The sequence below is a fragment of the Streptomyces sp. NPDC059787 genome, from assembly GCF_042732315.1.
GTDB lineage: Bacteria > Actinomycetota > Actinomycetes > Streptomycetales > Streptomycetaceae > Streptomyces > Streptomyces atrovirens.
Genome location: NZ_JBHWHX010000021.1, coordinates 71,125 through 95,243, shown reverse-complemented (window position 1 = coordinate 95,243; position 24,119 = coordinate 71,125). Strand labels below are relative to the sequence as shown.

Annotated in this window: 26 protein-coding genes; 12 read left to right on the top strand and 14 right to left on the bottom strand. The window is 72.3% G+C overall.

Features of this window, described 5'->3' with window-relative positions; translation table 11 throughout:
* Positions 1 to 17: 17 nt before the first annotated feature.
* Complete coding sequence (locus tag ACFV5H_RS21185) at positions 18 to 602, bottom strand: suppressor of fused domain protein (RefSeq protein ID WP_385056046.1); 585 nt, start codon at positions 600 to 602, stop codon at positions 18 to 20.
* A 495-nt stretch (positions 603 to 1,097) separates the two neighbouring features.
* Here ACFV5H_RS21185 and ACFV5H_RS21180 point away from each other — a divergent pair, with 495 nt between their 5' ends.
* Positions 1,098 to 2,219: a magnesium and cobalt transport protein CorA gene (locus ACFV5H_RS21180; protein WP_385056043.1), complete on the top strand. Its 1,122-nt coding sequence runs from the start codon at positions 1,098 to 1,100 to the stop codon at positions 2,217 to 2,219.
* 32 nt (positions 2,220 to 2,251) lie between these two features.
* Complete coding sequence (locus ACFV5H_RS21175) at positions 2,252 to 2,773, top strand: hypothetical protein (protein WP_385196648.1); 522 nt, start codon at positions 2,252 to 2,254, stop codon at positions 2,771 to 2,773.
* On the opposite strand, the gene ACFV5H_RS21170 is transcribed toward ACFV5H_RS21175, so the two are convergent.
* Positions 2,770 to 3,525, bottom strand: coding sequence for a hypothetical protein (locus tag ACFV5H_RS21170; RefSeq protein WP_385056037.1), 756 nt, complete (start codon positions 3,523 to 3,525; stop codon positions 2,770 to 2,772). The genes ACFV5H_RS21175 and ACFV5H_RS21170 overlap by 4 nt on opposite strands.
* A 215-nt stretch (positions 3,526 to 3,740) precedes the next feature.
* Here ACFV5H_RS21170 and ACFV5H_RS21165 point away from each other — a divergent pair, with 215 nt between their 5' ends.
* From ACFV5H_RS21165 to ACFV5H_RS21155, 3 genes are read left to right on the top strand one after another with little or no spacing between them, the layout of a single operon-like run.
* Entirely contained in the window at positions 3,741 to 5,036 is a 1,296-nt protein-coding gene (locus tag ACFV5H_RS21165) for a magnesium transporter MgtE N-terminal domain-containing protein (RefSeq protein WP_385196645.1), read from the top strand.
* Positions 5,026 to 5,634, top strand: a complete 609-nt coding sequence (locus ACFV5H_RS21160) for a DUF1003 domain-containing protein (protein ID WP_385056032.1) — start codon at positions 5,026 to 5,028, stop codon at positions 5,632 to 5,634. Before ACFV5H_RS21165 ends, ACFV5H_RS21160 begins: the two co-directional genes overlap by 11 nt.
* A gap of 43 nt (positions 5,635 to 5,677) precedes the next feature.
* Complete coding sequence (locus tag ACFV5H_RS21155) at positions 5,678 to 6,811, top strand: Mrp/NBP35 family ATP-binding protein (protein WP_385056029.1); 1,134 nt, start codon at positions 5,678 to 5,680, stop codon at positions 6,809 to 6,811.
* A 62-nt stretch (positions 6,812 to 6,873) separates the two neighbouring features.
* Here ACFV5H_RS21155 and ACFV5H_RS21150 read toward each other — a convergent pair whose 3' ends face one another.
* From ACFV5H_RS21150 to sigE, 5 genes are all read right to left on the bottom strand, one after another.
* Complete coding sequence (locus ACFV5H_RS21150) at positions 6,874 to 7,548, bottom strand: hypothetical protein (protein WP_385056026.1); 675 nt, start codon at positions 7,546 to 7,548, stop codon at positions 6,874 to 6,876.
* Positions 7,549 to 7,774: 226 nt separating this feature from the next.
* Complete coding sequence (locus ACFV5H_RS21145) at positions 7,775 to 8,212, bottom strand: sec-independent translocase (protein ID WP_385056023.1); 438 nt, start codon at positions 8,210 to 8,212, stop codon at positions 7,775 to 7,777.
* Between the two features lie 126 nt (positions 8,213 to 8,338).
* On the bottom strand, positions 8,339 to 10,411 hold the full coding sequence (locus ACFV5H_RS21140; RefSeq protein ID WP_385196643.1) for a trypsin-like peptidase domain-containing protein: 2,073 nt from the start codon (positions 10,409 to 10,411) through the stop codon (positions 8,339 to 8,341).
* Positions 10,412 to 10,541: 130 nt separating this feature from the next.
* Positions 10,542 to 11,501 carry a zf-HC2 domain-containing protein gene (locus ACFV5H_RS21135; RefSeq protein WP_385196641.1) on the bottom strand — a complete coding sequence of 320 codons (960 nt, stop codon included), beginning with the start codon at positions 11,499 to 11,501 and terminating at the stop codon, positions 10,542 to 10,544.
* Entirely contained in the window at positions 11,498 to 12,157 is a 660-nt protein-coding gene (sigE, locus tag ACFV5H_RS21130) for an RNA polymerase sigma factor SigE (protein WP_073932592.1), read from the bottom strand. The genes ACFV5H_RS21135 and sigE overlap by 4 nt, the downstream gene beginning before the upstream one ends.
* Before the next feature lie 276 nt (positions 12,158 to 12,433).
* Between sigE and ACFV5H_RS21125 the strand changes: the two genes are divergently transcribed.
* Positions 12,434 to 13,132 carry an O-methyltransferase gene (locus ACFV5H_RS21125; protein ID WP_073932321.1) on the top strand — a complete coding sequence of 233 codons (699 nt, stop codon included), beginning with the start codon at positions 12,434 to 12,436 and terminating at the stop codon, positions 13,130 to 13,132.
* A 102-nt stretch (positions 13,133 to 13,234) separates the two neighbouring features.
* Here the strand turns inward: ACFV5H_RS21125 and ACFV5H_RS21120 are convergent, their stop codons facing one another.
* Positions 13,235 to 13,402, bottom strand: a complete 168-nt coding sequence (locus ACFV5H_RS21120; RefSeq protein ID WP_003966491.1) for a DUF3117 domain-containing protein — start codon at positions 13,400 to 13,402, stop codon at positions 13,235 to 13,237.
* Between the two features lie 380 nt (positions 13,403 to 13,782).
* Between ACFV5H_RS21120 and ACFV5H_RS21115 the strand changes: the two genes are divergently transcribed.
* Positions 13,783 to 14,586, top strand: a complete 804-nt coding sequence (locus tag ACFV5H_RS21115; RefSeq protein ID WP_385196639.1) for an enoyl-CoA hydratase/isomerase family protein — start codon at positions 13,783 to 13,785, stop codon at positions 14,584 to 14,586.
* Positions 14,587 to 14,672: 86 nt separating this feature from the next.
* Here ACFV5H_RS21115 and ACFV5H_RS21110 read toward each other — a convergent pair whose 3' ends face one another.
* Positions 14,673 to 15,263 (bottom strand): DNA-3-methyladenine glycosylase I, encoded by a 591-nt coding sequence (locus tag ACFV5H_RS21110; RefSeq protein ID WP_385056012.1) that lies wholly within the window; start codon positions 15,261 to 15,263, stop codon positions 14,673 to 14,675.
* The gene (locus ACFV5H_RS21105) at positions 15,260 to 15,622 is read right to left on the bottom strand and encodes a DivIVA domain-containing protein (RefSeq protein ID WP_385056009.1); all 363 of its coding nucleotides are present in this window, start codon (positions 15,620 to 15,622) and stop codon (positions 15,260 to 15,262) included. Before ACFV5H_RS21105 ends, ACFV5H_RS21110 begins: the two co-directional genes overlap by 4 nt.
* 137 nt (positions 15,623 to 15,759) lie before the next feature.
* On the opposite strand from ACFV5H_RS21105, the gene folP reads away from it, so the two are divergent.
* Positions 15,760 to 16,620: a dihydropteroate synthase gene (folP, locus tag ACFV5H_RS21100; RefSeq protein WP_385056007.1), complete on the top strand. Its 861-nt coding sequence runs from the start codon at positions 15,760 to 15,762 to the stop codon at positions 16,618 to 16,620.
* A 101-nt stretch (positions 16,621 to 16,721) separates the two neighbouring features.
* Here folP and ACFV5H_RS21095 read toward each other — a convergent pair whose 3' ends face one another.
* Positions 16,722 to 17,480, bottom strand: a complete 759-nt coding sequence (locus ACFV5H_RS21095) for a TIGR00730 family Rossman fold protein (RefSeq protein WP_385056004.1) — start codon at positions 17,478 to 17,480, stop codon at positions 16,722 to 16,724.
* Between the two features lie 109 nt (positions 17,481 to 17,589).
* Complete coding sequence (dapE, locus tag ACFV5H_RS21090) at positions 17,590 to 18,669, bottom strand: succinyl-diaminopimelate desuccinylase (protein WP_385056001.1); 1,080 nt, start codon at positions 18,667 to 18,669, stop codon at positions 17,590 to 17,592.
* An 84-nt stretch (positions 18,670 to 18,753) separates the two neighbouring features.
* On the opposite strand from dapE, the gene ACFV5H_RS21085 reads away from it, so the two are divergent.
* Together ACFV5H_RS21085 and ACFV5H_RS21080 are read left to right on the top strand one after the other, a co-directional pair.
* Positions 18,754 to 19,734 carry a heavy metal transporter gene (locus ACFV5H_RS21085; protein WP_385196637.1) on the top strand — a complete coding sequence of 327 codons (981 nt, stop codon included), beginning with the start codon at positions 18,754 to 18,756 and terminating at the stop codon, positions 19,732 to 19,734.
* 170 nt (positions 19,735 to 19,904) lie between these two features.
* Positions 19,905 to 20,207, top strand: coding sequence for an ATP-binding protein (locus ACFV5H_RS21080; RefSeq protein ID WP_385055995.1), 303 nt, complete (start codon positions 19,905 to 19,907; stop codon positions 20,205 to 20,207).
* A gap of 188 nt (positions 20,208 to 20,395) precedes the next feature.
* Here ACFV5H_RS21080 and ACFV5H_RS21075 read toward each other — a convergent pair whose 3' ends face one another.
* Together ACFV5H_RS21075 and fdxA are read right to left on the bottom strand one after the other, a co-directional pair.
* Positions 20,396 to 21,493 carry a bifunctional succinyldiaminopimelate transaminase/glutamate-prephenate aminotransferase gene (locus tag ACFV5H_RS21075; protein ID WP_385196635.1) on the bottom strand — a complete coding sequence of 366 codons (1,098 nt, stop codon included), beginning with the start codon at positions 21,491 to 21,493 and terminating at the stop codon, positions 20,396 to 20,398.
* An 85-nt stretch (positions 21,494 to 21,578) separates the two neighbouring features.
* Positions 21,579 to 21,896, bottom strand: a complete 318-nt coding sequence (fdxA, locus tag ACFV5H_RS21070) for a ferredoxin (protein WP_004926152.1) — start codon at positions 21,894 to 21,896, stop codon at positions 21,579 to 21,581.
* A 140-nt stretch (positions 21,897 to 22,036) separates the two neighbouring features.
* Between fdxA and ACFV5H_RS21065 the strand changes: the two genes are divergently transcribed.
* Together ACFV5H_RS21065 and ACFV5H_RS21060 are read left to right on the top strand one after the other, a co-directional pair.
* Positions 22,037 to 23,143 (top strand): GNAT family N-acetyltransferase, encoded by a 1,107-nt coding sequence (locus tag ACFV5H_RS21065; protein WP_385196632.1) that lies wholly within the window; start codon positions 22,037 to 22,039, stop codon positions 23,141 to 23,143.
* Between the two features lie 17 nt (positions 23,144 to 23,160).
* Entirely contained in the window at positions 23,161 to 24,012 is an 852-nt protein-coding gene (locus tag ACFV5H_RS21060) for a tetratricopeptide repeat protein (RefSeq protein WP_385055987.1), read from the top strand.
* Positions 24,013 to 24,119 lie beyond the last annotated feature (107 nt).

The window sequence follows — 24,119 nt, the reverse complement described above, 5'->3', positions numbered from 1 at the left end:
GTCGTCGGTGACCTCGCTCACTCCAGCGGCACGGACCCGCGGGACGGATCCCGAAGGTCCGTGCCCTGGTTCAGCCAGCGCTCCTGGAGGGCCTGGGCGCCGTGCACCCGCTTCCAGGCGGCCTCGTTCGGGGTCATCGGCAGCAGCGGCAGGAACCGTACGGGGTCCAGGGGCTCGTCGAGCTCCAGGTCCTCCACCAGGCCGCCCGGCTCGGCGACCAGCACCGAGGTGAACGGGGCGCCGGGCCACAGCGGTTCACCCACGTCCAGCGAGGCGCCGGGGGCCACGACCACTCCCTCGACCTGCGGGGACGCGGCGAGCACGGCGAGCGGGCGGAGCACCTTGTCGGTGTCGGCGACACCGCCCCGGACGGACAGCACCAGCTCGACGCGCGGTCCCTTGACCGGGTCCGCGATCACCGCCGTGGGGTCGGCCATGGGCTGCGCGGACATGCCGAGGGTGGCGTAGCGCACGAGGTCGCCCTCGTGGAAGCGCAGCACCTCGATGCGGTCCGTGCCCAGGAAGGTGACCGCCGCGCGGGCGTCCGGTTCGCCCAGCGTCGTACGCAACCGGGCCTCGACCAGAGGAAGAACATCAGCCATGCGGCGAGCATAGAACTCGTCAGTACCGGGCAAAGCAGAGCCTTGACATGGCAGTCGGCTGATACGCTTGGCCGGTGGTTCGGGCAGCACGCAGAAGCGTCCGATCGTCCCGAACGCCTTGACGCTCCCCGTTCAGAGGGGGGAATCCCCCAAGGGGATTGTGGATCGTCCCTCACGGGGGACCGGCCGGAGGAGGTGGGGCTGGCATGGACCGAAGTCGACCGTGCAGTAGCACCCGCTCTTCCGCCCGCTGATGTAGCTGCTCCTGTCTGGCTCCCGCCTTTCGTCCGCGCGTCTTCATCGGAAGAGCACTTCGTTTCGTTCTGCCTGATCTGCCCCAGTAGCTGTATCAGCGACGAAGCTCGCCACCGCGACGGTGCGGTGCTCCCCGCTTTGTGGACGCGCCAAACATCCGCAGTCCAGGACGTCCTCATTCCGGGTTGTTCCACCCGTCGTTCCGGCGCCTTTCGTTGCCTGCCCGCGAAGGAGCCCGTCATGTCGATGATCCGCGACCTGCGCGCCGTGGTCCGTCCCTCCTCCCGCATCTCGCTGCGCAAGGAGAGCGGCCCGTACGACGCCACCCGTGACCCCGCGACGACCACCGCCGTCGTCGACTGCGCCGTCTACCGCGACGGCCGCCGCCTCGTCACCGAGGGCGGCCCGCTCACCCCGCACGAGGCGATGCGGCTGGTGCGCCGCGACGGAGGCTTCGTGTGGATCGGTCTGCACGAGCCGAACGAGGCCGAATTCGCCGGGATCGCGCGGGAGTTCGGGTTGCACCCACTGGCCGTGGAGGACGCCGTCCAGGCCCACCAGCGGCCCAAGCTGGAGCGCTACGACGACTCCCTGTTCACGGTCTTCAAGACCGTCCACTACATCGACCACGACGAGCTCTCCGCCAGCAGCGAGGTCGTCGAGACCGGTGAGGTGATGTGCTTCACCGGCCGGGACTTCTTCATCACCGTCCGGCACGGCGGGCAGGGCTCCCTGCGGGCCCTGCGGCACCGCCTCCAGGACGACCCCGAGCTGCTGGCCAAGGGCCCCTCGGCGGTGCTGCACGCCATCGCCGACCATGTGGTGGACGGCTACATCGCGGTGGCCGACGCGGTGCAGGACGACATCGACGAGGTCGAGACGGAGGTGTTCTCGCCGGGCCGCAAGGGCACCCCGCGCGGCACCGACGCCGGGCGGATCTACCAACTCAAGCGTGAGGTACTGGAGTTCAAGCGGGCCGTGTCGCCGCTGCTGCGGCCGATGCAGTTGCTGAGCGAGCGGCCGATGCGGCTGATCGACCCGGACATCCAGAAGTACTTCCGGGACGTGGCCGACCACCTGGCCCGGGTGCAGGAGCAGGTCATCGGCTTCGACGAACTGCTGAACTCCATCCTCCAGGCCAACCTCGCCCAGGCGTCCGTGGCGCAGAACGAGGACATGCGGAAGATCACCTCGTGGGCCGCGATCGTCGCCGTACCGACGATGGTGTGCGGGGTGTACGGGATGAACTTCGACTACATGCCGGAGACCCACTGGAGGTACGGCTATCCGGTGATCCTCAGTGTCACGGTGGCCATCTGTCTGGGCATCCACCGCACGCTGAAGCGCAACGGCTGGCTCTGAGCACCCCGGGAGCGCCTGGATAGGCTGGCCCCATGACAAGTGCGCTGCTCGACCGGGCCCTCATCGAGGAGGCCACGAAGAAGTCCGGCCTCGTCTGGGTCGAGGGGCCCGGCGCCCCGGCCCGCGCGCTGTGGCACGTGTGGCACGAGGGCGCCGCGTGCGTGGTCGGCGACGGGCCCGGGGAGCAGCCGCTGCCGGGGCTGGCCGACGGCGTGTCCGCCGAGGTGACGGTCCGCAGCAAGGACAAGGGCGGCCGGCTGGTCTCCTGGACGGCGACGGTCGTGGAACTGCCGTCGGGTTCCGAGGAGTGGGCGGCGGCGGTCGCCGAGCTCAAGGGCAAGCGGCTCAACGCGCCCGACGGCGAGGCGATGACCGGGCGCTGGGCCCGTGAGTGCCGCGTCCTGCGCCTGGAGCCGACCGGGGCGACGGCCCCGCTCCCCGACGGCTCCCTGGCCGAGGCCCCCCTGCCGACGCCGGTGACGACCCGGCGCCCCGTCCCGGCGGGGCTGCCCCGGCTGCTGCTCAGGAACAAGAAGAAGAAGCGGCAGGCCTAGGACGTCGGAAGCTGTTTGCCGTAGTCGAGGGTTTCGTCCTCGGCCGGTTCCTTCAGGTCGAAGTCGGTGCCCCAGGACGAGAAGGTGAGGGTGCCCGCCTTGCCGGCGCGTACCAGGCGCACCGGGTACGGCTTGCCCTCAAGTGAGACGTCCAGGGTGCCGCCGGAGCCCTCGTCGCCGGTGACGCGGATGGTGCGTACGCCCGACTGCTCGTGGTGGCCGTCCGTGGCCAGTTCGCCGTGCAGGGTCAGCAGACCGTCGAGGAGGACGTTTTTGTCCGTGAAGCCGATGAACTTCTTGTATGACGGATCGTCCTGCGGCACCTTCACATACTTCTCGGCGAGCTTGCCGGCCGCCGCCGCGTCCGCCTTGCCGTCGTCCTCCTTGCCGTCCTCGTGACCCCAGAACTCGGCACCGGCCTTCAGGTACAGCTCGTCGTCGACCCGCAGCAGGCGAAACGTCTCCCCCTCGGTGGTGACCGAGCCGACTCCGCCCTCCTCCTTCAGCCGCATGTCCAGCGTGTACGTGCGTCCGCTGGTGACCACGGTGCCGTGCAGCCGTACCGTGCCGACCGACTCGGCGGCCTTCTGGGACCTGCTCCGGATCTGGTCGGCGGAGAGTCTGCCGACACCGTTGGTGCCCTCGTTCGGATCCTCGGAGCATCCCGTGAGCGCCGTCCCCGTCACGAGCAGCGCGCACACGGCGCCGGCCAGCACGGCCCTGCGGGAACGGCCCCGGTAGATCGGAATCACAGGTGGGCTGCCTCTCTGACGGGGGACCTGAACGGCGTACCGCAGAGTACCGGGGCCGGACGAACCGAACGGAGCCAGTCCGTCCGGACCGGTCGCCGGCGCACGGATGATCGGTACGGGCTAGCCTGAAGCCCATCCGAGCGGGCAATCCGGATAACAGACGCAGCAGGCATTACACGGCAACGAAAGACCCCGCACGGGAAGGAGTGGCGGCCATGGCAGGGGGCGCCCCCCGGTTCTTCGTCTCGCACGTCTCCGGTGTCGCCGTCTTCGATCCGGCCGGCGACCAGGTGGGACGCGCGCGCGACCTGGTCGTCGTCCTGCGACCGGGCCGGCGTCCGCCGCGACTGCTCGGCATGGTGGTCGAACTCTCCACCCGCCGCCGTATCTTCCTGCCCATGAACCGGGTGACCGCGGTGCAGTCCGGCCAGGTCATCACGACCGGGGTGCTCAACGTGCGGCGCTTCGAGCAGCGGCCCACCGAGCGGCTCGTCTTCGGTGAGCTGCTCGACCGGCGGGTGACGCTCGTGGAGAGCGGCGAGGAGGTCACCGTCCTCGACCTGTCGGTGCACCAGCTCCCGGCCCGCCGCGAGTGGGAGATCGACCGGGTCTTCGTGCGCAAGGGGAAGAAGGGCGGCGCGTTCCGGCGCGGCAAGGGCGAGGCGCTGACCGTCGAGTGGTCGGCCGTCACCGGGTTCTCCCTGGAGGAGCAGGGGCAGGGCGCCGAGAACCTGCTCGCCACCTTCGAACAGCTCCGCCCCGCCGACCTCGCCAACGTCCTGCACCACCTCTCCCCCAAACGGCGCGCGGAGGTGGCCGCCGCCCTCGACGACGACCGGCTCGCCGACGTACTGGAGGAGCTGCCCGAGGACGACCAGATCGAGATCCTCGGCAAGCTGAAGGAGGAGCGCGCCGCCGACGTCCTGGAGGCCATGGACCCCGACGACGCGGCCGACCTGCTGGGCGAGCTGCCCGAGGCGGACAAGGAGCGGCTGCTGAGCCTGATGCAGCCCTCCGACGCGGCCGACATGCGGCGCCTGATGTCGTACGAGGAGCACACGGCGGGCGGTCTGATGACGACCGAGCCGATCGTGCTGCGGCCCGACGCGACCGTCGCGGACGCCCTCGCCCGCATCCGCGCGCCGGACCTCTCCCCCGCGCACGCCGCACAGGTCTACGTCTGCCGCCCGCCCGAGGAGACGCCCACCGGCAAGTACCTGGGCACGGTCCACTTCCAGCGCCTGCTGCGCGACCCCCCGTACACGCTGGTCGGCTCGATCCTCGACGACGACCTCCAGCCCCTGGACCCGGACGCGGCGCTGCCCGTGGTCGCCGGGTTCTTCGCCACGTACGACATGGTGGCGGCGCCCGTGGTCGACGAGGCGGGGTCGCTGCTGGGCGCGGTGACGGTGGACGACGTACTGGACCACATGCTGCCCGACGACTGGCGGGAGACCGAGTTCCACCTCGGCGAGGACGAGGACGAGGGGGTGGTGACCGATGGCTCCTGAGCGCGACGGCGTGCGCGAGCGCGTGCCGGTGGGCGCCACGGCCGCCGGACGGCCGCGCACGCCCCGTCTGGACCAGCCGCGCCCTCCCAGGCGCCGCATCCTGCCCGAGTGGGACCCGGAGGCCTTCGGGCGGCTCTCGGAGAGCGTCGCGCGGTTCCTGGGCACCGGGCGGTTCATCGTCTGGATGACGTTCGTCATCATCCTGTGGGTGGTGTGGAACGTGTCCGCGCCGAAGGAGCTGCGCTTCGACGAGTACCCGTTCATCTTCCTGACCCTGATGCTGTCGCTCCAGGCCTCCTACGCGGCTCCGCTGATCCTGCTCGCGCAGAACAGGCAGGACGACCGGGACCGGGTCAACCTGGAGCAGGACCGCAAGCAGAACGAGCGGTCGATCGCGGACACCGAGTACCTGACCCGGGAGATCGCCGCCCTGCGGATCGGGCTCGGGGAGGTGGCCACGCGGGACTGGATCCGCTCGGAGCTCCAGGACATGGTCAAGGAACTGGAGGGACGGCAGAACGGGCACAAGGACCATCAGGGTTCTTTCCCGGCGATGCGGGCGGAACACCCGCCCGGACGTGACGCAGACGACCACTGACGTACTTACCGGCGGGTGTACCCGGCGCCGTACCATCGTCCGTATGGCTACGGAAGACGCGGTGCGCGAGGCACTGGCGACGGTGAACGACCCCGAGATCAACCGGCCCATCACCGAACTCGGCATGGTCAAATCGGTGGAGATCGGCGCGGACGGGGCGGTCGCGGTCACCGTGTACCTGACGGTCTCCGGCTGTCCCATGCGGGACACGATCACGCAGCGCGTGACGGACGCGGTCTCCCGGGTCGAGGGCGTCACCCGGGTCGACGTGACGCTGGACGTCATGAGCGACGAGCAGCGCAAGGAGCTGGCGACCGCGCTGCGCGGCGGCCAGACCGAGCGCGAGGTGCCCTTCGCCAAGCCGGGCAGCCTGACCCGGGTCTACGCGGTCGCGTCCGGCAAGGGCGGCGTCGGCAAGTCGTCGGTGACGGTGAACCTGGCGGCGGCGATGGCGGCCGACGGGCTGAAGGTCGGTGTCGTGGACGCCGACATCTACGGCCACTCGGTGCCGCGCATGCTGGGTGCGGACGGGCGTCCCACCCAGGTCGAGAACATGATCATGCCGCCGTCGGCGAACGGCGTGAAGGTCATCTCCATCGGCATGTTCACCCCGGGCAACGCGCCCGTGGTGTGGCGCGGTCCGATGCTGCACCGCGCGCTCCAGCAGTTCCTGGCGGACGTGTACTGGGGCGACCTGGACGTGCTGCTCCTGGACCTGCCGCCCGGCACCGGTGACATCGCGATCTCCGTCGCCCAGCTCGTGCCGAACGCCGAGATCCTCGTCGTCACCACGCCCCAGCAGGCGGCGGCCGAGGTGGCCGAGCGGGCGGGCTCCATCGCCGTGCAGACGCACCAGAAGATCGTCGGCGTGGTCGAGAACATGTCCGGCCTGCCCTGCCCGCACTGCGGCGAGATGGTCGACGTGTTCGGTACGGGCGGCGGCCAGACGGTCGCCGACGGCCTCACCCGTACGACCGGTGCGAACGTGCCGGTGCTCGGCGCCATCCCGATCGACGTCCGGCTGCGCGAGGGCGGCGACGAGGGCAAGCCCGTGGTGCTGTCCGACCCGGACTCCCCGGCGGGCTCGGCGCTCCGCTCGATCGCCGGCAAGCTGGGCGGGCGGCAGCGGGGCCTGTCGGGCATGTCCCTGGGGCTCACCCCGCGCAACAAGTTCTGAGGGTTCTCACGCGCAAGGGCGCCGTCCGGTACCGGATGGCGCCCTTCCGTGCGTCTGCCCGCTCAGGCGTCGTACGCGGTGATGTCCTTGACCACGGCGAAGCCGAGGCCGTACGCGCTCATGCCCCTGCCGTACGCGCCCACGTGCACGCCCGCCTGCGTGGAGCCCGCGAGCACCCAGCCGAACTCGGACTCCCGGTAGTGGAACGGCGTCGGTACCCCGTCCACGGGCAGGGAGAGCGTCGACCAGTCCTCGCCCTCCAGGTCGTCCGCGAGGACCCAGGCGGTCTCCGTCTGCTGGTCCAGCCAGTCGTCGCGCAGCGAGTGGTCCATCTGGCCGGGCCAGGTGAAGGACAGCAGCCCCACCCCGGCGAGCCAGGCGGCGGAGGAGACCGAGGTGGCCTCCAGCAGACCGGTGCCGTCGGCGCTGCGGCGCACCGGGTTGGCGGCCACGGTCACCACGACCGCGAACTTCTCCTTGGTCTCCTGGTCGGTCCCGGCCGTGTACTCGCTGCGCACCGAGGGCTCGTCGCCGTGCCCGACCGATCCGTGCTCGACGGCCCCGTCGGCCGCCAGTCCGACCTGCATCAGCCAGCGCTGCCCCGTGAAGGCCTCGTCGAGGCCGTACCAGGGGAAGGGCGCACGCAGATAGCCGTCGACGGCACGCCGGGCGGAGGGAACGGGTTCTCCGTCCTCCGCGGCCGGCGCCTGCGCGACTGCCGAACTCGTCGTCTCCATGTGGCCGGACGCCTCCTCGCTCTCGTCGGACCGGGCGGCCCGCCCCCCTTCGGGCGTACTCGTCCGTTCCGCACAACAACTCGGCAGCATAGCCACCTTGACGCCACGGGCCGGGAAACCGCCCGGCGCGTGGGCCGCGCGGACGCCCTGATCAGGCCGTGCGGGGCCCGGCTGGAGTATGAGACACGTCACGTACGCGGGGGCGTACGACCCGGCGCCGGACGGCTCAGGTGGCGTCCGCGTCGAAGGGCGGGCGGGCGTCGGCCGACGGCGTCTCGGGCTTCTTGGTCATGTCCACACGGCCGCCGGAGGGGGGCGTGGCGGACGACGAGGAGTCGGTGTCGCGGCCGTGGACGGCGTCCGTGACCTCGGCCATCTCCTTCTTCAGGTCGAAGCCGTTACGGATCTCCTTGAGCCCCAGGTCGTCGTTGTCCAGCTGCTTGCGGATGAACGCCTTGGGGTTGAGGTCCTCGAACTCGAAGTCCTTGAACTCCGGGCCGAGTTCCTGCCGGATGTCCTGCTTGGCGCTCTCCGAGAAGTCCCGGATCTTCCGGATCGTGCGCGTCACGTCCTGGATGACCTTGGGGAGCTTGTCCGGACCGAAGACGAGCACGGCGAGGACGATGAGCGTCACCAGCTCGAGCGGTCCTATGTCATTGAACACCTGAAGCTCCTCGCGATGCCTTCGGTCCTCGGCCCTCGGGGCGGCCTGCGGTCTTCCGTGGTCCGGGCCGGGTCCACGGTACCCGGCCACCCCGTGCGTCCGGTACCGTCCCAGGGCTCATCCGCCTCAGTCGCCCTCCGAGGAACCGAGCGTCAGGGTGACCGTCCGCTCCTCGCCGTCCCGCTCCAGGGTGAGTTCGAGGCGGTCGCCGGGGCGGTGGGCGCGGGTCTTGACGATCAGTTCCTCACCGGAGTGGACGCGCCGGCCGTCGACCTCGGTGATGACGTCGCCGGCCTTGATCCCGGCCTTGGCGCCGGGGCCGCCGGTGCTGACCGGGGGGCCGCTGTCGCTGCCCTTCTCCGCGACACGGGCGCCGTCGCCGCCGTACTGCATGTCGAGGGTGATGCCGATCACCGGGTGGGTCGCCTTCCCCGTGTTGATCAGCTCCTCGGCGACGCGCTTGCCCTGGTTGATGGGTATGGCGAAGCCGAGTCCTATGGAGCCGGCCTGGCCGGCGTCCGGGTCGGCGCCGCCGCCGGCGGAGCGGATGGCCGAGTTGATGCCGATCACCCGGGCCCTGGCGTCGAGCAGGGGGCCACCGGAGTTGCCGGGGTTGATCGGCGCGTCGGTCTGCAGGGCGTCGACGTACGACACGTCGCTGCCGTCGCCCTCCTCGCCGCCGGCGGTGATGGGCCGCTCCCTGGCACTGATGATGCCGGAGGTGACGGTGCCGGCCAGGTCGAAGGGGGCGCCGATGGCGACGACGGGGTCGCCGACCCGCACGTTGTCGGAGTTGCCGAGGGGCAGGGGGGTGAGTCCGCCGACGCCCTTCACCTTCACGACGGCGAGGTCGTAGCCGCTGTCCCGGCCCACGACGGTGGCTTCGGCGGTGTCGCCGCTGTGGAAGGTGACGGTGATCTCGCCGTCGTCCCCGGCGGGTTCGACGACGTGGTCGTTGGTGAGGATGTGGCCGCGCCCGTCGAGCACGAAGCCGGTGCCGGTGCCGGCCTCACCGGCACCGCTGACGTGCAGGGTGACGACGCTGGGCAGTGCCTGTGCGGCGATTCCGGCGACGCTGCCGGGGTCGCGCTCCGCCGTCTCCTTGCCGGCCTGCGGCAGCTCCACGGTGCCCACGCCGCCGTTGCGCTCCAGATACGTGCCGATGATCCCGCCGATGCCGCCGGACACGAGCGCGAGCAGCAACGCGGCCCCGATCAGCGCCCGCCGGGCCCGCCGGCGCTTCTGCTTCTCACCGACCACGGTGGGTCCGGCCTGCTGCAACGGCGCGGCAGCGGCGGCAGCCGCCCAGGGGTCGTAACGCCCCCAGGGGTCGGCGTCCGGGGCGTCCTGGGCCGGGGGCACCCGACTGTCCGGGTGCGCTTGCGCGGGGATGACGGGGGCCGTGGGGGCACCGGGCGGCGCCATGTCCGTCACGGTGGGCGCACCGTGCGGTGCGGACGTGCCGTGCGGGGCTGTGCCCGGGCCCGAGGGAGGTGCCGGGGGTGCGCCCTGCGGCGCGGGACCGGTGTGGGGCGTCGTGTCCGGGGGCGTGGGAGGCGCCGCGAGCGCCATCCCGTGCGCGGGTGTCGTCGCCGGGTGCTGTACGGGCGGGGCGGGTGCCCAGGGGCCCGGTTCGCCGTACGGCGGGGTGCTGTAGGGATCGGGGTCGTGCAGGGGCCTCTGCTGCCCGGGGGCGGAGGGCTCGAAAGCCACCGGCGACGGGTCGGAGACCGCGGGTGCGGGGACGGCCGGGGACGCGGAGCCGACGGAGGTGCCGGACGCTCCGGGGGCTGGAACGGCCGGGGGCGGGGACCCGACAGGGGTGTCGGTCTCCGCGGGGGAGGCACTGGGGGCCGGGACGGCCGGGGACACGCCCCCGGCGGAGGTGCCGGACACGCCGGGGGCCGGAACGGACGAGGACGCGTCCTCGGCGGGCTCGTCGGGGGCGTCGGTCCCGGCGGTGGAGGCATCGGGGGCCGGGGGTGGTGTGTCGGAGGTCACAGGGTCGGGGGCCGGTTCGAGAGGTCGGCCCCCGGAGCCCTCGGGCCGCAGGGGGCGGTCCAGTTCGTAGTCGCCCTCGTGGTCGTCGCCGGCGGCGGCCGGCTCGCGGTGCGGGCGGGCCAGTTCGAAGTCGCCGTCATGTCCCTCGGGACGCGTGGTCGGCTCCTCCCCCGGTGGGCCCGGCTTCCCCTCGTTCATGCTCTCCCCACGGCTGGACACGGCACCGCGCGACGGCGGTGGCCGCGAAACTACAGGCTCGGCACCCGGCTGGGCCTGGGCGCGCCCCCTGGATTCAACCAGGTTCGCGCGCCCCCGCGCACCGAACGGTTCAGCGGGACGTGGGCGTGGGAGCCGGTGTCGTGCCCGCGGTGAGGAGGCCGGGATCCTTGAGCCCGGCGGAGACGGCCCACGCGGTCAGGGTGAGCGGCGGGGTCGAGGTGAGCGGTCGTATCAGCGGGGACACGGCCGTCGCACCGCCCGTCATCGGCGTGCCCGGCGTGGGGTGGCGCTCCGTCGGCGCCGGGATGCCGGGCAGCAGCGGCGCGGAGACCGCGGTCGGGGCGACCGGGGTGTCCGCGGGCGCGCTCTGACCCGTCAGCTGGCCCAGCAGCGGTCCCGCGCCGCGACGCCGCTGGGACTCGGGCACCGCCGCACCCGTGCCCTGTGTGCGCATCGGCGTGACATTGCTGCCCTTGCCCGCGCCGCGCGCCTCCGTGTCGGTGGGCGTGCCCGTGGCGGTGACCCCGCCGAGCGCGATCGCGGCCAGCGACACCGCCCCGGCGGCGACGAACGCGAACCGCAGCCCGCGGGAGGACGGCCGGTCGCTCTCGTGGCGGCTGACGTCATGGACGGCGAAGCCCCGGCCGCCCGCGGCGGCCGGCAGCGCGCCTCCGTGCCGCCGGTCGGGCGCGTAGGCGAACTCGAAGCGCTCGCCCCGTCTGGTCCCGAAGACCCCGGAGCTCCCGCCGAACCGTCCCGGCGTGCCACCCGGCAGCCCTCCGCCGCCCAGCGGTGAGCCGCCGTCGCCGGGATCGCCCCCGGCCGGCAGCCCCTGGAGGCGGGCCAGGAAGCTCTCGGAGGGCGGCGGGGGGGCCGCCTGCGCGAACACGTTCTTCAGACGGCGCTGCGCGTCCACCTCCGCCTTGCACTTCGCGCAGGTGGCGACGTGCGCCAGTACGCGCTCGCGCGCGTCATGACCGAGCTCTCCGTCCACCAGGGCGGAGAGTCGGTCTCCCAGGTGCTGCTCTGCGAGGTGTCCCTCGGAAGACTTCGGCTGTGAACCGCTCACGCGCTCGCGCCTCCTCCTCCCAGTGCGGGAACACGCGGCACGAAGGAGCGGCGCTCCGCGCGCGCCTTGGGCGAGCGGTGCGCGAGGGCCTTGCGCAGCTGGGAACGGCCGCGGTGGATCCGGGACCGGACGGTGCCGAGCTTGACGCCCAGGGTGGCCGCGATCTCCTCGTACGACAGTCCTTCGATGTCGCACAGGACGACGGCGGCGCGGAACTCGGGGGCGAGGGTGTCGAGGGCCTGCTGGACGTCCGCGTCGAAGTGGGCGTCGTTGAACACCTGCTGCGGCGTCGGCTCCTTGCTGGGCAGCCGCTCGGCCGCGTCGTCGCCCAGCGCGTCGAAGCGGATGCGCTGCTTGCGGCGGACCATGTCCAGGAACAGGTTGGTGGTGATGCGGTGCAGCCAGCCCTCGAAGGTGCCCGGCGTGTACGTCGACAGGGAGCGGAAGACGCGGACGAAGACCTCCTGGGTGAGGTCCTCGGCGTCGTGCTGGTTGCCGGTGAGGCGGTAGGCGAGCCGGTAGACCCGGCCGCTGTGCATGCTGACGATCTCCTCCCAGGTGGGCGGAGTCCACGCCTGCCCGTCCGCGTCGGTGGAGAAAGTCGCGGTCTGGGCCGGGTCGCCGGCGCGGTCATGGTCAGCAGCGGTGTTGTTCACGGATTTCGGCCTGCCCGCCGATCCGAGGAAGCGCCACAGCACTCCTGCGCGATCCACAGGCGCAGCCGCACCTCCCCTATCGGCTCTGGTGGTGTCCAGTGGAGCCCCTACCATAGCCACCTCGCCCGTTAGCTCCGGATAAGCGGTTTTACGAGAATTTGATCTGGGCTGCCACGGCTCGTACGGCTGCGTCAGCACTTGCTCGGCGTCCTCGTCCACTCCCTGCCCCCCGTCACAGCACACGCCACTTGCTCATCCCTTTAAACGACCGGTCCCATCTGCGGGTTCCCGACGCCAACGGATACAGTCACGCCGAGGCTTCCACGGGGACAGGAGAGGGTCATTACCGCCAACCGGCAGACGAGCTGGGCGTTCGCCGACGCCTATGTCGCCGAGGACGAAGCACTGCACTGGGCCCGTGACCGGGCCCGTGACGCGGGGCTGCGCTCGGTGTCGCCCGGTACGGGCGCGGCGCTGCGGTTGCTCGCCGCCAGCGTGGACGCCAAGGCGGTCGCGGAGATCGGCACCGGTTGCGGGGTCTCCGGGATCCACCTGCTGCACGGGATGCGGCCGGACGGGGTACTGACCACGGTCGACCAGGAGCCGGAGCACCAGCAGTCCGCCCGCCAGGCGTTCCGCGACGCCGGTTTCGCCGGGAACAGGGCCCGTTTCATCCCGGGCCGCGCGCTGGACGTCCTGCCCCGCCTCGCGGACGCCGGCTACGACCTGGTCTTCTGCGACGGCGACCGGCAGGAGTACCAGGACTATCTCGCCGAATCGTTGCGTCTGCTGCGCCCGGGAGGCCTGGTCGCCTTCGAAGGGCTCTTCGCGAACGGACGCACGGTGGACTCCGGACCGCAGCCCACGGAGGTGCTGCGCCTGCGGGAGCTGGTGCGGACCGTACGCGAGAGCACGGAACTGGTGTCGTCGCTGCTGCCGGTGGGGGACGGGCTGCTCTGCGCCGTCAAGCGGTGACCGGCGGACCCGGCCCGCGCGCCCTTTCGCCCGTACGCGAAACAGCCGCCCCGGCACCGCGTGCGGCGCCGGGGCGGCTGAAAGGGTATGGTCGCTTGCGCGTCAGCCGACGACCTTCTTGAGGGCGTCGCCGAGCGCGTCGGCCTCGTCCGGGGTCAGCTCGACGACGAGCCGACCGCCGCCTTCGAGCGGAACGCGCATGACGATGCCCCGCCCCTCCTTGGTCACCTCGAGCGGGCCATCACCCGTCCGCGGCTTCATGGCCGCCATGCTCGTTCCCCTTCCTGAAACCCAGCTAAACCGTCTGAGCCGACGGCCCACTGAAGGGCACCTGCGGTCCTTGAAGCAGGACACACGCCACCGGCATCGAACACATTGCTTCCAGGCCATTATCCCGCATGGCGGGACCCGATGACCAACATCGGTCGGCATCGCTTGAGCAACGCGCGCGAGCAAAACCACTCAATTCGGCGATGTGACTGCGATACTGCGCCACCGCACGCACGTCCGGTGATCGGAAACGGACCGGATTCGTTTGACGCAGGTCACACGTCGGCCGCCCGCCACGGCCGGTGATCTCCGTCATGCTGTCCTGCAGACGGGGACGTACCGGCCGGTAGGTCCCGAGCCGCCACACGGAGGGATACGCCATGGCCGACACCGTGCTCTACGAGGTGAGCGACGGACTCGCGGCGATCACGCTCAACCGCCCGCAGGCGATGAACGCGCTGAACGTCGCGGCGAAGGTCGCCCTCCGGGACGCGGTCCGGTCCGCCGCGGACGACGACGCCGTACGGGCCGTGCTGCTGACCGCGGCCGGGGACCGGGCGTTCTGCGTCGGACAGGACCTCAAGGAGCACATCGGGCTGCTGATCGAGGACCGGGAGACCGGTTCGGGACAGACGATGAGCACGGTGCGCGAGCACTACAACCCGATCGTGAAGGCGATCGCCGGGGCCGCGAAGCCGGTGGTCGCGGCGGTGAACGGGGTCGCGGCGGGCGCCGGCTTCGGCTTCGCGCTGGCCGCGGACTACCGGATCGTCGCGGACACGGCGGCGTTCAACACCTCGTTCGCCGGGGTCGCGCTGACCGCGGACTCCGGGATCTCCTGGACGCTGCCGCGCGTGATCGGCCCCGGGCGCGCCACCGACCTGCTGCTCTTCCCGCGCAGCATCTCCGCGCAGGAGGCGTACGAGCTGGGCATCGCCAACCGGCTGGTCCCGGCGGCGGAGTTGCGCGCGGAGGCGGAGAAGGTGGCGCGGGCGCTGGCCGAGGGGCCGACGGTGGCGTACGCGGCACTGAAGGAGTCCGTGGCGTACGGGCTGAGCCACTCGTTGGAGGAGGCCCTGGAGAAGGAGGACGAGCTCCAGACCCGGGCGGGCTCCTCGGAGGACCACGCGATCGCGGTGCGGGCGTTCGTGAACAAGGAGAAGCCGAAGTATCTGGGCCGGTGAGCTTCCGGTGAGCTCGGGGCTGCGGCTGCGCTGTGGTTGATCGCGCCCACGCGGCGGAGCCGCACATCGGCACAGCCCCGCGCCCCTTACGGGGCGCTTCTGCTCACGCATGTCTCCAAGTGGTCGTCGACCAGGCCGCAGGCCTGCATCAGGGCGTACGCCGTGGTCGGGCCGACGAAGCGCAGGCCCCGTTTCTTCAGGGCCTTGGACAGGGCCGTCGACTCCGGGGTCACCGCGGGGACGTCGGCCAGGGTCTTCGGTGCCGGGCGGCCGGCCGGGTCGGGGGCGTGGGACCAGATCAGGGCGTCCAGGTCACCGGGCGCCCACCCGGCCAGCTCGCGCGCGTTGGCGAGGGTCGCGTCGATCTTGGCGCGGTTGCGGATGATGCCCGTGTCGGCCAGCAGGCGCTCGCGGTCGGTGTCGGTGAACTCCGCGACCGTGGCGATCTCGAAGCCGGCGAAGGCGGCGCGGAAGCCGGGGCGGCGCCGCAGGATGGTGATCCAGGACAGGCCCGACTGGAACGCCTCCAGGCTGAGGCGTTCGAAGAGGGCGTCGTCGCCGTGGACCGGGCGGCCCCACTCCTCGTCGTGGTAGGTCACATAGTCCGGGGTGGACAGGGCCCAGGGGCAGCGCGGGAGGCCGTCCGAGCCCGTGGGAGCGGCTGCTTCGTCGCTCACGGCTGCTCGTCCTCGTGGTGCGGGGCCGGCTTGTCCAGGGAGGTGCGGGCCGCGGCGGCGCGGGCGCCGGCCAGCGCGGACTCCAGGTCGGCGATCCGGTCGTCGCGCTCGGCGAGTTCCGCGCCGAGGCGGCCGAGGGCGTCGTCCACGTCGGCCATGCGGTAGCCGCGGGCGGCGAGCGGGAAGCGCAGGCCGTCCACGTCCGCGCGGTTGACCGGCCGGTCGGGCGGCAGGGCGTCCCGCAGGCGCTCGGGGGCCGCCTCGGGCAGCGGGGCGCTGTCGCCGCCGCCCACCACGGCGAGGGTCACCGCGGCGACCACGACGGCGAGCGCGACGACCAGGAACAGGAACATAACCATCGCCGGGGCCCCCACGGTCGGATGAGTCGGAGTCGGATGTGTGGCTCCGATCGTGCCATGCGAGTCTGGCAGTCGGGGCCGCCGGGCGTTCGAAAGGCGGCCCGGGCCGGGATCGTACGAGGAAGAGGTCACAGGGGATGCTCAGGCTGGGCAGGCGGGAATTCGCACCGCACGAGCGGGTCATCATGGCGATCGTGAACCGGACCCCGGACTCCTTCTACGACCGGGGCGCCACGTTCCGCGACGAGCCGGCGCTGATGCGGGTGGAGCAGGCGGTGGCGGAGGGCGCCGCGATCATCGACATCGGCGGGGTGAAGGCCGGGCCGGGCGAGGAGGTCACGGCCGAGGAGGAGGCGCGGCGGACGGTCGGCTTCGTCGCCGAGGTGCGGCGGCGCTTCCCGGACGTCGTGATCAGCGTGGACACCTGGCGGCACGAGGTGGGCGAGGCCGTGTGCGAGGCGGGCGCGGACGTACTGAACGACGCGTGGGGCGGGGTCGATCCGCGGCTCGCGGAGGTCGCCGCGCGGTACGGGGCGGGGCTGGTGTGCACCCACGCGGGTGGTGCCCAGCCGCGGACCCGGCCGCACCGGGTGACGTACGACGACGTCATGGCCGACATTCTCGACGTGACCGTGGGGCTGGCGGAGCGGGCGGTGTCGCTGGGGGTGCCCCGGGAGTCGGTGATGATCGATCCGGGGCACGACTTCGGGAAGAACACGCGGCACAGTCTCGAGGCGACGCGGCGGTTGGGGGAGATGGTCTCCACCGGGTGGTCGGTGCTTGTCTCCTTGTCCAACAAGGACTTCGTGGGGGAGACGCTGGACCGGCCGGTGAAGGAGCGGGTGGTGGGGACGTTGGCGACCACGGCGGTGTCCGCGTGGTTGGGGGCGCAGGTGTACCGGGTGCATGAGGTCGCCGAGACCCGGCAGGTGCTGGACATGGTGTCGGCGATCGCCGGGGAGCGGGAGCCGGCTGTTGCCCGGAGGGGGCTGGCGTAGAAGTTCTCGCCCCCGCCGCCCCTTCCCGCCCCCGGACCCCCGGCCTTTGCCCACCCAGCCACCCGACTCGGCACGTCAAAAAGGCGCCCCTCAGAAGACCTCTAGCGGCCCGCCTCCTTCGAGACCAGGGCCACCGCCTCCTCCACGTCGTCCGTGACGTGGAACAGCAGCAGGTCCTTCTCCGCCGCCTTGCCCTGGGCGACGACCGTGTGGCGGAGCCAGTCGACCAGGCCGCCCCAGTAGTCCGTGCCGAACAGGACGATGGGGAAGCGGGTGACCTTCTGGGTCTGGACGAGGGTCAGGGCCTCGAAGAGTTCGTCCAGGGTGCCGAGGCCGCCGGGCAGGACGACGAAGCCCTGGGCGTACTTGACGAACATCATCTTGCGGACGAAGAAGTACCGGAAGTTCAGGCCGATGTCGACGTAGGGGTTCAGCCCCTGCTCGAAGGGCAGTTCGATGCCCAGGCCGACCGACATCCCCTTCGCCTCGAGCGCGCCCTTGTTGGCCGCCTCCATGGCGCCCGGACCGCCGCCGGTGATCACCGCGAAGCCCGCGTCGACCAGGCCCCGGCCCAGCCGGACACCCGCCTCGTACTCCGCCGAGTCCACCGGTGTGCGCGCCGAGCCGAAGACGCTGATGGCGGGCGGGAGTTCGGCGAGCGTGCCGAAGCCCTCGATGAACTCCGACTGGATGCGCAGCACCCGCCAGGGGTCGGTGTGGACCCAGTCCGTGGGCGCCCGCTCGTCCAGCAGCCGCTGGTCGGTGGTGCTCGCCTGCACCTGGCCCCGCCGGCGGAGGACCGGCCCCAGGCGCTTCTCCTCCGGCGGCTGCTGCTTCCCCTCGGGGTTGCCGGTAGCCATGTACGCTCCCTCCGTCGTGCCAGTCGTTCCACCTCAGCGTAGATCCACACGGGTTACGTACGAGGGACCTGAGCATGTCCGGAACACAGCGGCGCAAACCCGGTCCGCGTCACGCCGTCAGCCAGGACCGCAGCCGCTCCTCCCCCGCGAGGATCTTCGCGGTGTCCACGCGCTCGTCCCGCTTGTGCGCCAGATGGGGGTTGCCGGGACCGTAGTTGACCGCCGGGATGCCCAGCGACGAGAAACGGGAGACGTCCGTCCAGCCGTACTTGGGCTGCGGGGTGCCGCCCACCGCCTCGATGAAGGCCGCCGCGGCCGGGTGGGACAGGCCGGGCAGCGCCGCGCCGCTGTGGTCGTCGACGACGAAGTCCGTCACCCCGCAGTCCGCGAAGACCTCACGGACATGGGCGAGGGCCTCCTCCTCGCTGCGGTCGGGGGCGTAGCGGAAGTTCACGCCGACGACGCATTCGTCGGGGATGACGTTGCCGGCCACTCCCCCGGAGATGCCGACCGCGTTCAGGCCCTCGCGGTACTCCAGTCCGTCGATCACCGGGTGGCGGGGTTCGTAGGCGGCCAGGCGGGCGAGGATCGGGGCGGCGGCGTGGATCGCGTTGGAGCCCATCCAGCTCCGCGCGGAGTGGGCGCGCTCACCGGTGGTCCTCAGCAGCACCCGCAGTGTGCCCTGGCAGCCGCCCTCCACCTGTCCGTCGGAGGGTTCGAGGAGCACCGCGAAGTCGCCCTCCAGCCACTCGGGGTGCGCCTCGGCCACGTGCTTCAGACCGTTGAGGTCGGCGGCGACCTCCTCGTTGTCGTAGAAGACGAAGGTCAGGTCGCGGTTGGGCGCGGGGACCGTGGCCGCGATGCGCAGCTGGACGGCCACGCCGGACTTCATGTCGCAGGTGCCGCAGCCCCACAGCACGCCGTCGCCGTCGAGCCGGGAGGGGACGTTGTCCGCGATCGGGACCGTGTCGATGTGGCCGGCGAGGATCACCCGCTCCGGGCGCCCCAGCCGCGTACGGGCCACGACGTTGTTTCCGTAGCGGTCGACCGTGAGGTGCGGCAGGGCGCGCAGCGCGTCCTCGATCGCGTCCGCGAGCGGCTTCTCGGTGCCGCTCTCGGAGGGGAAGTCGACGAGCTGCGCGGTCAGGCGCGCGGCGTCCAACGTGAGGTCAAGCGGGGTGTCGGCCATGCCGTCGACCCTAGCGCGCCGGGCGTTCGGACCACTGTCCGCACCTGGCTCACATGGAACCGTACTCTCCAGTACCTTGTACGCGTGCCAGAGCCGTCACTTCCTTCAAAGCGCACACGTCGCGGCCGTTTTCTCCGCTGGAGCGGGGGCCTCGTGGTGCTGTCCGCGGTCGCCGGATACGTCGTGGTGCAGTACGACACCGGCCGCACCGGCGCTCCGGGCTGCAAGGTCGTATCGGGCAAGGGCGACGGGGCGACGTACGAGTTCACGCCCGAGCAGGCGGTGAACGCGGCGACGATCACCGCCGTGGGCACCGCGCGCGAGCTGCCCGAGCGGGCGGTGACGATCGCGCTGGCGACCGCGCTGCAGGAGTCGGCGCTGCGCAACATCGAGCACGGCGACCGTGACTCGCTGGGCCTGTTCCAGCAGCGTCCCTCGCAGGGCTGGGGCACGCCGAAGGAGATCATGGACCCGGCGTACGCGGCGGAGAAGTTCTACGAGCACCTGGAGGAGGTGCCGGGTTACACCCGGCTGCCGCTCACCGTCGCCGCGCAGCGGGTGCAGCGCAGCGGCTTCCCGCAGGCGTACGCCAAGCACGAGCCGGACGCCGCGCTGCTGGCCGCCGCCCTCACCGGGCGCTCGGCGGCGACGCTGACCTGCGAGGGCCGTCCGGCGGTGACGCGGGCGGCGGGTGCGGACGCGGTGCGGGCGGCGCTGGCGCGGGACTTCGGGCGGGACGCGCTGGAGCCGGCCGGTGCGGAGGTGGGGGCTGCGCCCTCGCCCTCGCCCTCGGTGAGCGCTGCTCCGGTGGAATCCGACGGGGGGACCGTGCGGCTTCCGGTCACCGTCGAGGAGGGCGCCGATGCCGGGGCGCGTGGCTGGCAGCTGGCCCACTGGGCCGTGGCCAACGCCTCCGAGCTGCGCATAAAGCGGGTGTCGTACGCGGGGCGGGAGTGGACGGCCGGGCACACCGACAGCCGGTGGCGGCCGGTGGACGGCAAGAACGCGGAGGGCTCGGGGTCCACGGACGGTGCGGGGGCCGTGACCATCACGACGATGCCGTAGCGCGACCGCGCGGGAGTACGACCGTGCAGGCGTGCGGGGAGTCACCCGCAGGCGTCATGTACGGCCGATAATGCGACGCATTGCCAACTCTTTGCGTTGCCCCGCCGCAACCTTCCCGGCGGTCGGACGGTAGTCACGGCGTCAGCGTTCTCTCCCGTCGAAGGAGCACCATGTCCCTCCCCCTGACCCGTCGGATCGCCCGTGCCGCGCTGCTCGTTGCCGCGGGAGCGGCCGCCGGGGTCGGCGCGGCCGGTTCCGCCAGTGCGGCCCCGGAACTGCCGGCCGCGCCGAACCTCGGCGGGCTGACCGCTGTGGACGGGGCCGCCGGCGACACCGTGGACGACGTGACGAAGGACGTCACGAAGACCGCGGGTGGTGCCGACAAGATGGCGCCGGGCGCCGGTAAGACCGTGAAGAAGGCCGCCGGGTCCCTCACCAAGGGTGCGCCCGTGAAGGGGCTGCCGGTCGGCTGAGGACCGGCCTGTCACGACGACGGGGTCTGGGAGTTCCCAGGTCCCGTCGTTCGTGTCCGGCCCGGCTGTGGGCAGTCGTTCCGCAGGGCGGAACGGGTGGGCACAGCCCACAACGCCGGGCACCCGGTCGACAAGCACTCACCGTACCCACGGCCGGTCAGCCGGGCCGGGGCGTGCCCATCGCCAGGTCAGACGGCGAGTCTGGTCACTGCCGCGCGGACGCGTTCGTCCGTCGCGGTGAGGGCCACGCGGACGAAGTTCTCGCCCGCCGGGCCGTAGAAGTCGCCGGGGGCGACCAGGATGCCCCGGTCGGCGAGGTGGGCGACCGTGGTCCAGCAGGACTCGTCGCGGGTCGCCCACAGGTAGAGGCTGGCCTCGCTGTGCTCGATGCGGAGGCCGTGTCCCAGCAGGGCCTCGCGCAGGGCGGTGCGGCGGGCCGCGTAGCGCTCCCGCTGGACGCGGACGTGCTCGTCGTCGCCCAGGGCCGCGACCACGGCCGCCTGGGTCGGCGCGGAGGTCATCATCCCGCCGTGCTTGCGGATCTGCAGCAGCGGACCGAGGACCGCCGGGTCGCCGGCCAGGAACGCGGCGCGGTAACCGGCGAGGTTGGACCGCTTGGACAGGGAGTGGACCGAGACGATGCCGTCGTACGACCCGCCGTTGACGTCGGGGTGCAGCACCGAGACCGGGTCGGCCTCCCAGCCCAGCTCGATGTAGCACTCGTCGGAGAAGACGAGGACGCCGTGCTCGCGGGCCCAGGCGACGGTCCGGGTCAGCTCCTCCTTGGACAGCACCCGGCCCGTCGGGTTGGACGGGGAGTTCAGCCAGAGCAGCTTCAGGCCGGTCGGGTCCAGCTCGGTCGGATCGTCGTACGCCACGTGCTCCGCGCGGGCGAGACGGGCGCCGACCTCGTACGTCGGGTAGGCCAGGCGCGGGAAGGCGACCTTGTCGCCGGGGCCGAGTCCGAGCTGGGTGGGGAGCCAGGCGACCAGTTCCTTGGAGCCGACGATCGGCAGGACGTGGTGGTGGGTGACCCCGCGGGCGCCCAGCCGGTGCTCCGTCCAGCGGGTGAGCGCGTCACGCAGCTCCGGGGTGCCCCAGACCGTGGGATAGCCCGGTGAGTCCGCCGCGGCGATCAGGGCCTTCTGGATCGGCTCGGGCACCGGGTCGACGGGCGTGCCGACCGAGAGGTCGACGATGCCGTCGGGGTGCGCGGCGGCCGTCTTCTTGTACGGCTCCAGCTTGTCCCAGGGGAAGGTGGGCAGCCGGTCGGAGACTGCGGACACGGGTACGGGCTCACTTTCTGGTCCGGCGAACACCTCGGCCCCGTACGGCGATCGCGGGGATCGTGCCGTACGGGACCAGGACGGGCTACGCCTGCGGCGGCAGCGCGGCGATGAACGGGTGGTCCCGCTCGATCAGACCCAGCTTGCTGGCGCCGCCGGGCGAGCCGAGCTCGTCGAAGAACTCGACGTTCGCCTTGTAGTAGTCCTTCCACTCCTCCGGAGTGTCGTCCTCGTAGAAGATCGCCTCGACCGGGCAGACCGGCTCACAGGCACCACAGTCGACGCATTCGTCCGGGTGGATGTACAAGGACCGCTGGCCCTCGTAGATGCAGTCGACCGGGCACTCCTCGATGCACGCCTTGTCCTTCACGTCGACACAAGGCTGCGCGATGACGTAGGTCACGCTGTCGTTCCTCCTCGATAGGGCGCTGGCGGGCCTCCTCAGGCTCCGCCGCCTGGCGCGCGGGAGCGCGGCGTCGTCGATGCCCGCCCCTAGTATCTCCGTTCCTGGGCATGATCCGAACAGGAGGGGTGAACTGACCTGTGGAAATCTCTGCCGCCGGGCGCCTCGAGGTCCGTATCACCACTGCTGACGTGGGAAAACGGGTCTCCGTACGGAGCTTGATCGAACATGGTCCCTCGGGTGAGAAGTTCACCGACACGGTCGGTGTTCTCACATCATGGGACAACGGTGTGCTGCGGATCACAAAGAAGAGCGGGGAAAGTGTCCGCGTCGCGGAGTCCGCGCTGGTCGCGGGCAAGATCGTGCCGTCCGCACCGGCGCGTCGGCGCGGTCCCGCGGCCTCGTACGAGGAGCTGGCGCGGGTCTCCGCGCGGGCGTGGCGGCCCGTGGAGAGCGAGTGGCTGGGCGAGTGGGAGCTGCGCGCCGCGGTCGAGGAGGTGCCGCGTGACGGGGGTCCCCCCGGGCGTTCGGCTCCGGGGGAGCGTCCGTGGGGGGCGGTGGTCGGGCGACGGGCGGGCTTCACGCGGCGGGCCAACTCCGTACTGCCGCTCGGTGACCCGGGTGTGCCGCTCGACGACGCGCTGACGGCCGTACGCCGCTGGTACGCCGCGCGGGGGCTGCCCGCGTACGTGCAGACCGCGACCGGCGCCGAGGGGACGCAGGAACCGCTGTGCGCGGAGCTGGAGCGGCGGGGCTGGGTGCGGGAGGTGACCGCCGAGCTGTGGACGGGTCCGCTGGCACCGGTCGCCGACCTGGGCGGGGAGCCGTCCGGGGTCGTGCTGTCGCGGGAGGCCGACGAGGCGTGGCTGGCCCGGTATCGGCGCAAGGGGGCGAGCGAGGTGGCCCTGCGGGTGCTGGGGAGCGGGCCTTCCGTCTGGTTCGCGACCGTGCCCGGCGACGACGCGCCGGCCGCCATCGGGCGGTGTGTCGTGGACGGGCGGTGGGCCGGGTTCGCGGCGGTCGAGGTGGACCCGGCGCAGCGGCGGCGGGGGCTGGCGACGGCCGTGATGGCGGCGCTGGCCCGGCGGGCGCTGGACGAGGGCGCCTCGGCGGCCTGGCTCCAGGTCGAGGACGACAACGCGGGGGCGCGGGCGCTGTACCACCGCATGGGCTTCGCCGCGCACCACGCGTACCACCACCACCGCGCGCCGGAATCGTCGGCTCCGGCAGGTGAGGGAGCGCCGTGAGCGGGCACGAACCGGGTATGCGCGCTCCGCATCCCCCGTCGCCCGAGCGCTCCGCCGAACTGCGCCGGCGGTTCGCCGAGGAGGCCCGCTGCGAGCGGCCGGACCTGTCCACGCTGTGCCTGCTGGTCGGCGCGGAGGCGGACGGCACGCTGGACGAGGCGGGCATGGACACCGTGGAGGTGGAGCTGGACCGGCTGGCCGGTGAGCTGCCCTACCGGCCCGGCTCCCCGCGCGCGTGGGCGCAGGCGCTGCGGGAGCTGCTCGGCGAGCGGTACGGCTTCCACGGCGTTGCGGACGACTACCAGCGGCTGGAGTCGTCGCTGCTGCACGAGGTGCTGCGGCGGCGGCGCGGGCTGCCGATCCTGCTGTCGGTGGTGTGGATGGAGGTGGCCCGGCGGGCGGGGGCGCCGGTGTACGGGGTGGCGCTCCCCGGGCACTTCGTCGTCGGCTTCGGGGAGGCGGAGGGGCAGGTGCTCGCCGACCCCTTCGACGGGGGCCGGGTGCTGACCGGCGCCGACGCGGAGCTGCTGGTCACCGGGGCGACGGGGGCGCCGCTGGAGGCTTCGATGCTGACGCCGGCGGGGACGCCGGACGTCGTCCTGCGGATCCTGAACAACATCCGGGCGTGGTCGGCGGCGCGTCCCGAGCACTCGGGTGTGGGGCTGTGGGCGGTGGACCTGTCCCTGCTCCTCCCCTCGCACCCGGCGCGGCTGCGGTACGAGCGGGCGCAGCTGCTGGTGCGGCGCGGTGACTTCCAGGACGGTGCGCGGGAGCTGGAGGCGTACGCGGAGCTGGTGGCGGCGGTGGACGGGCCGGCGGCGGAACAGATCCGGGGTCAGGCGCAGGCGGCGCGGGCGCTGCTCAACTAGGAGGCGGGCGCCCCGGGTTACACCCGGCGCCCCCCACCCCCCGGGACCTGAGCTGGGGTTGGTGTACCTGTACGCGTACCGGGGGGGGTTTGTGGTGAGTTGCCGGC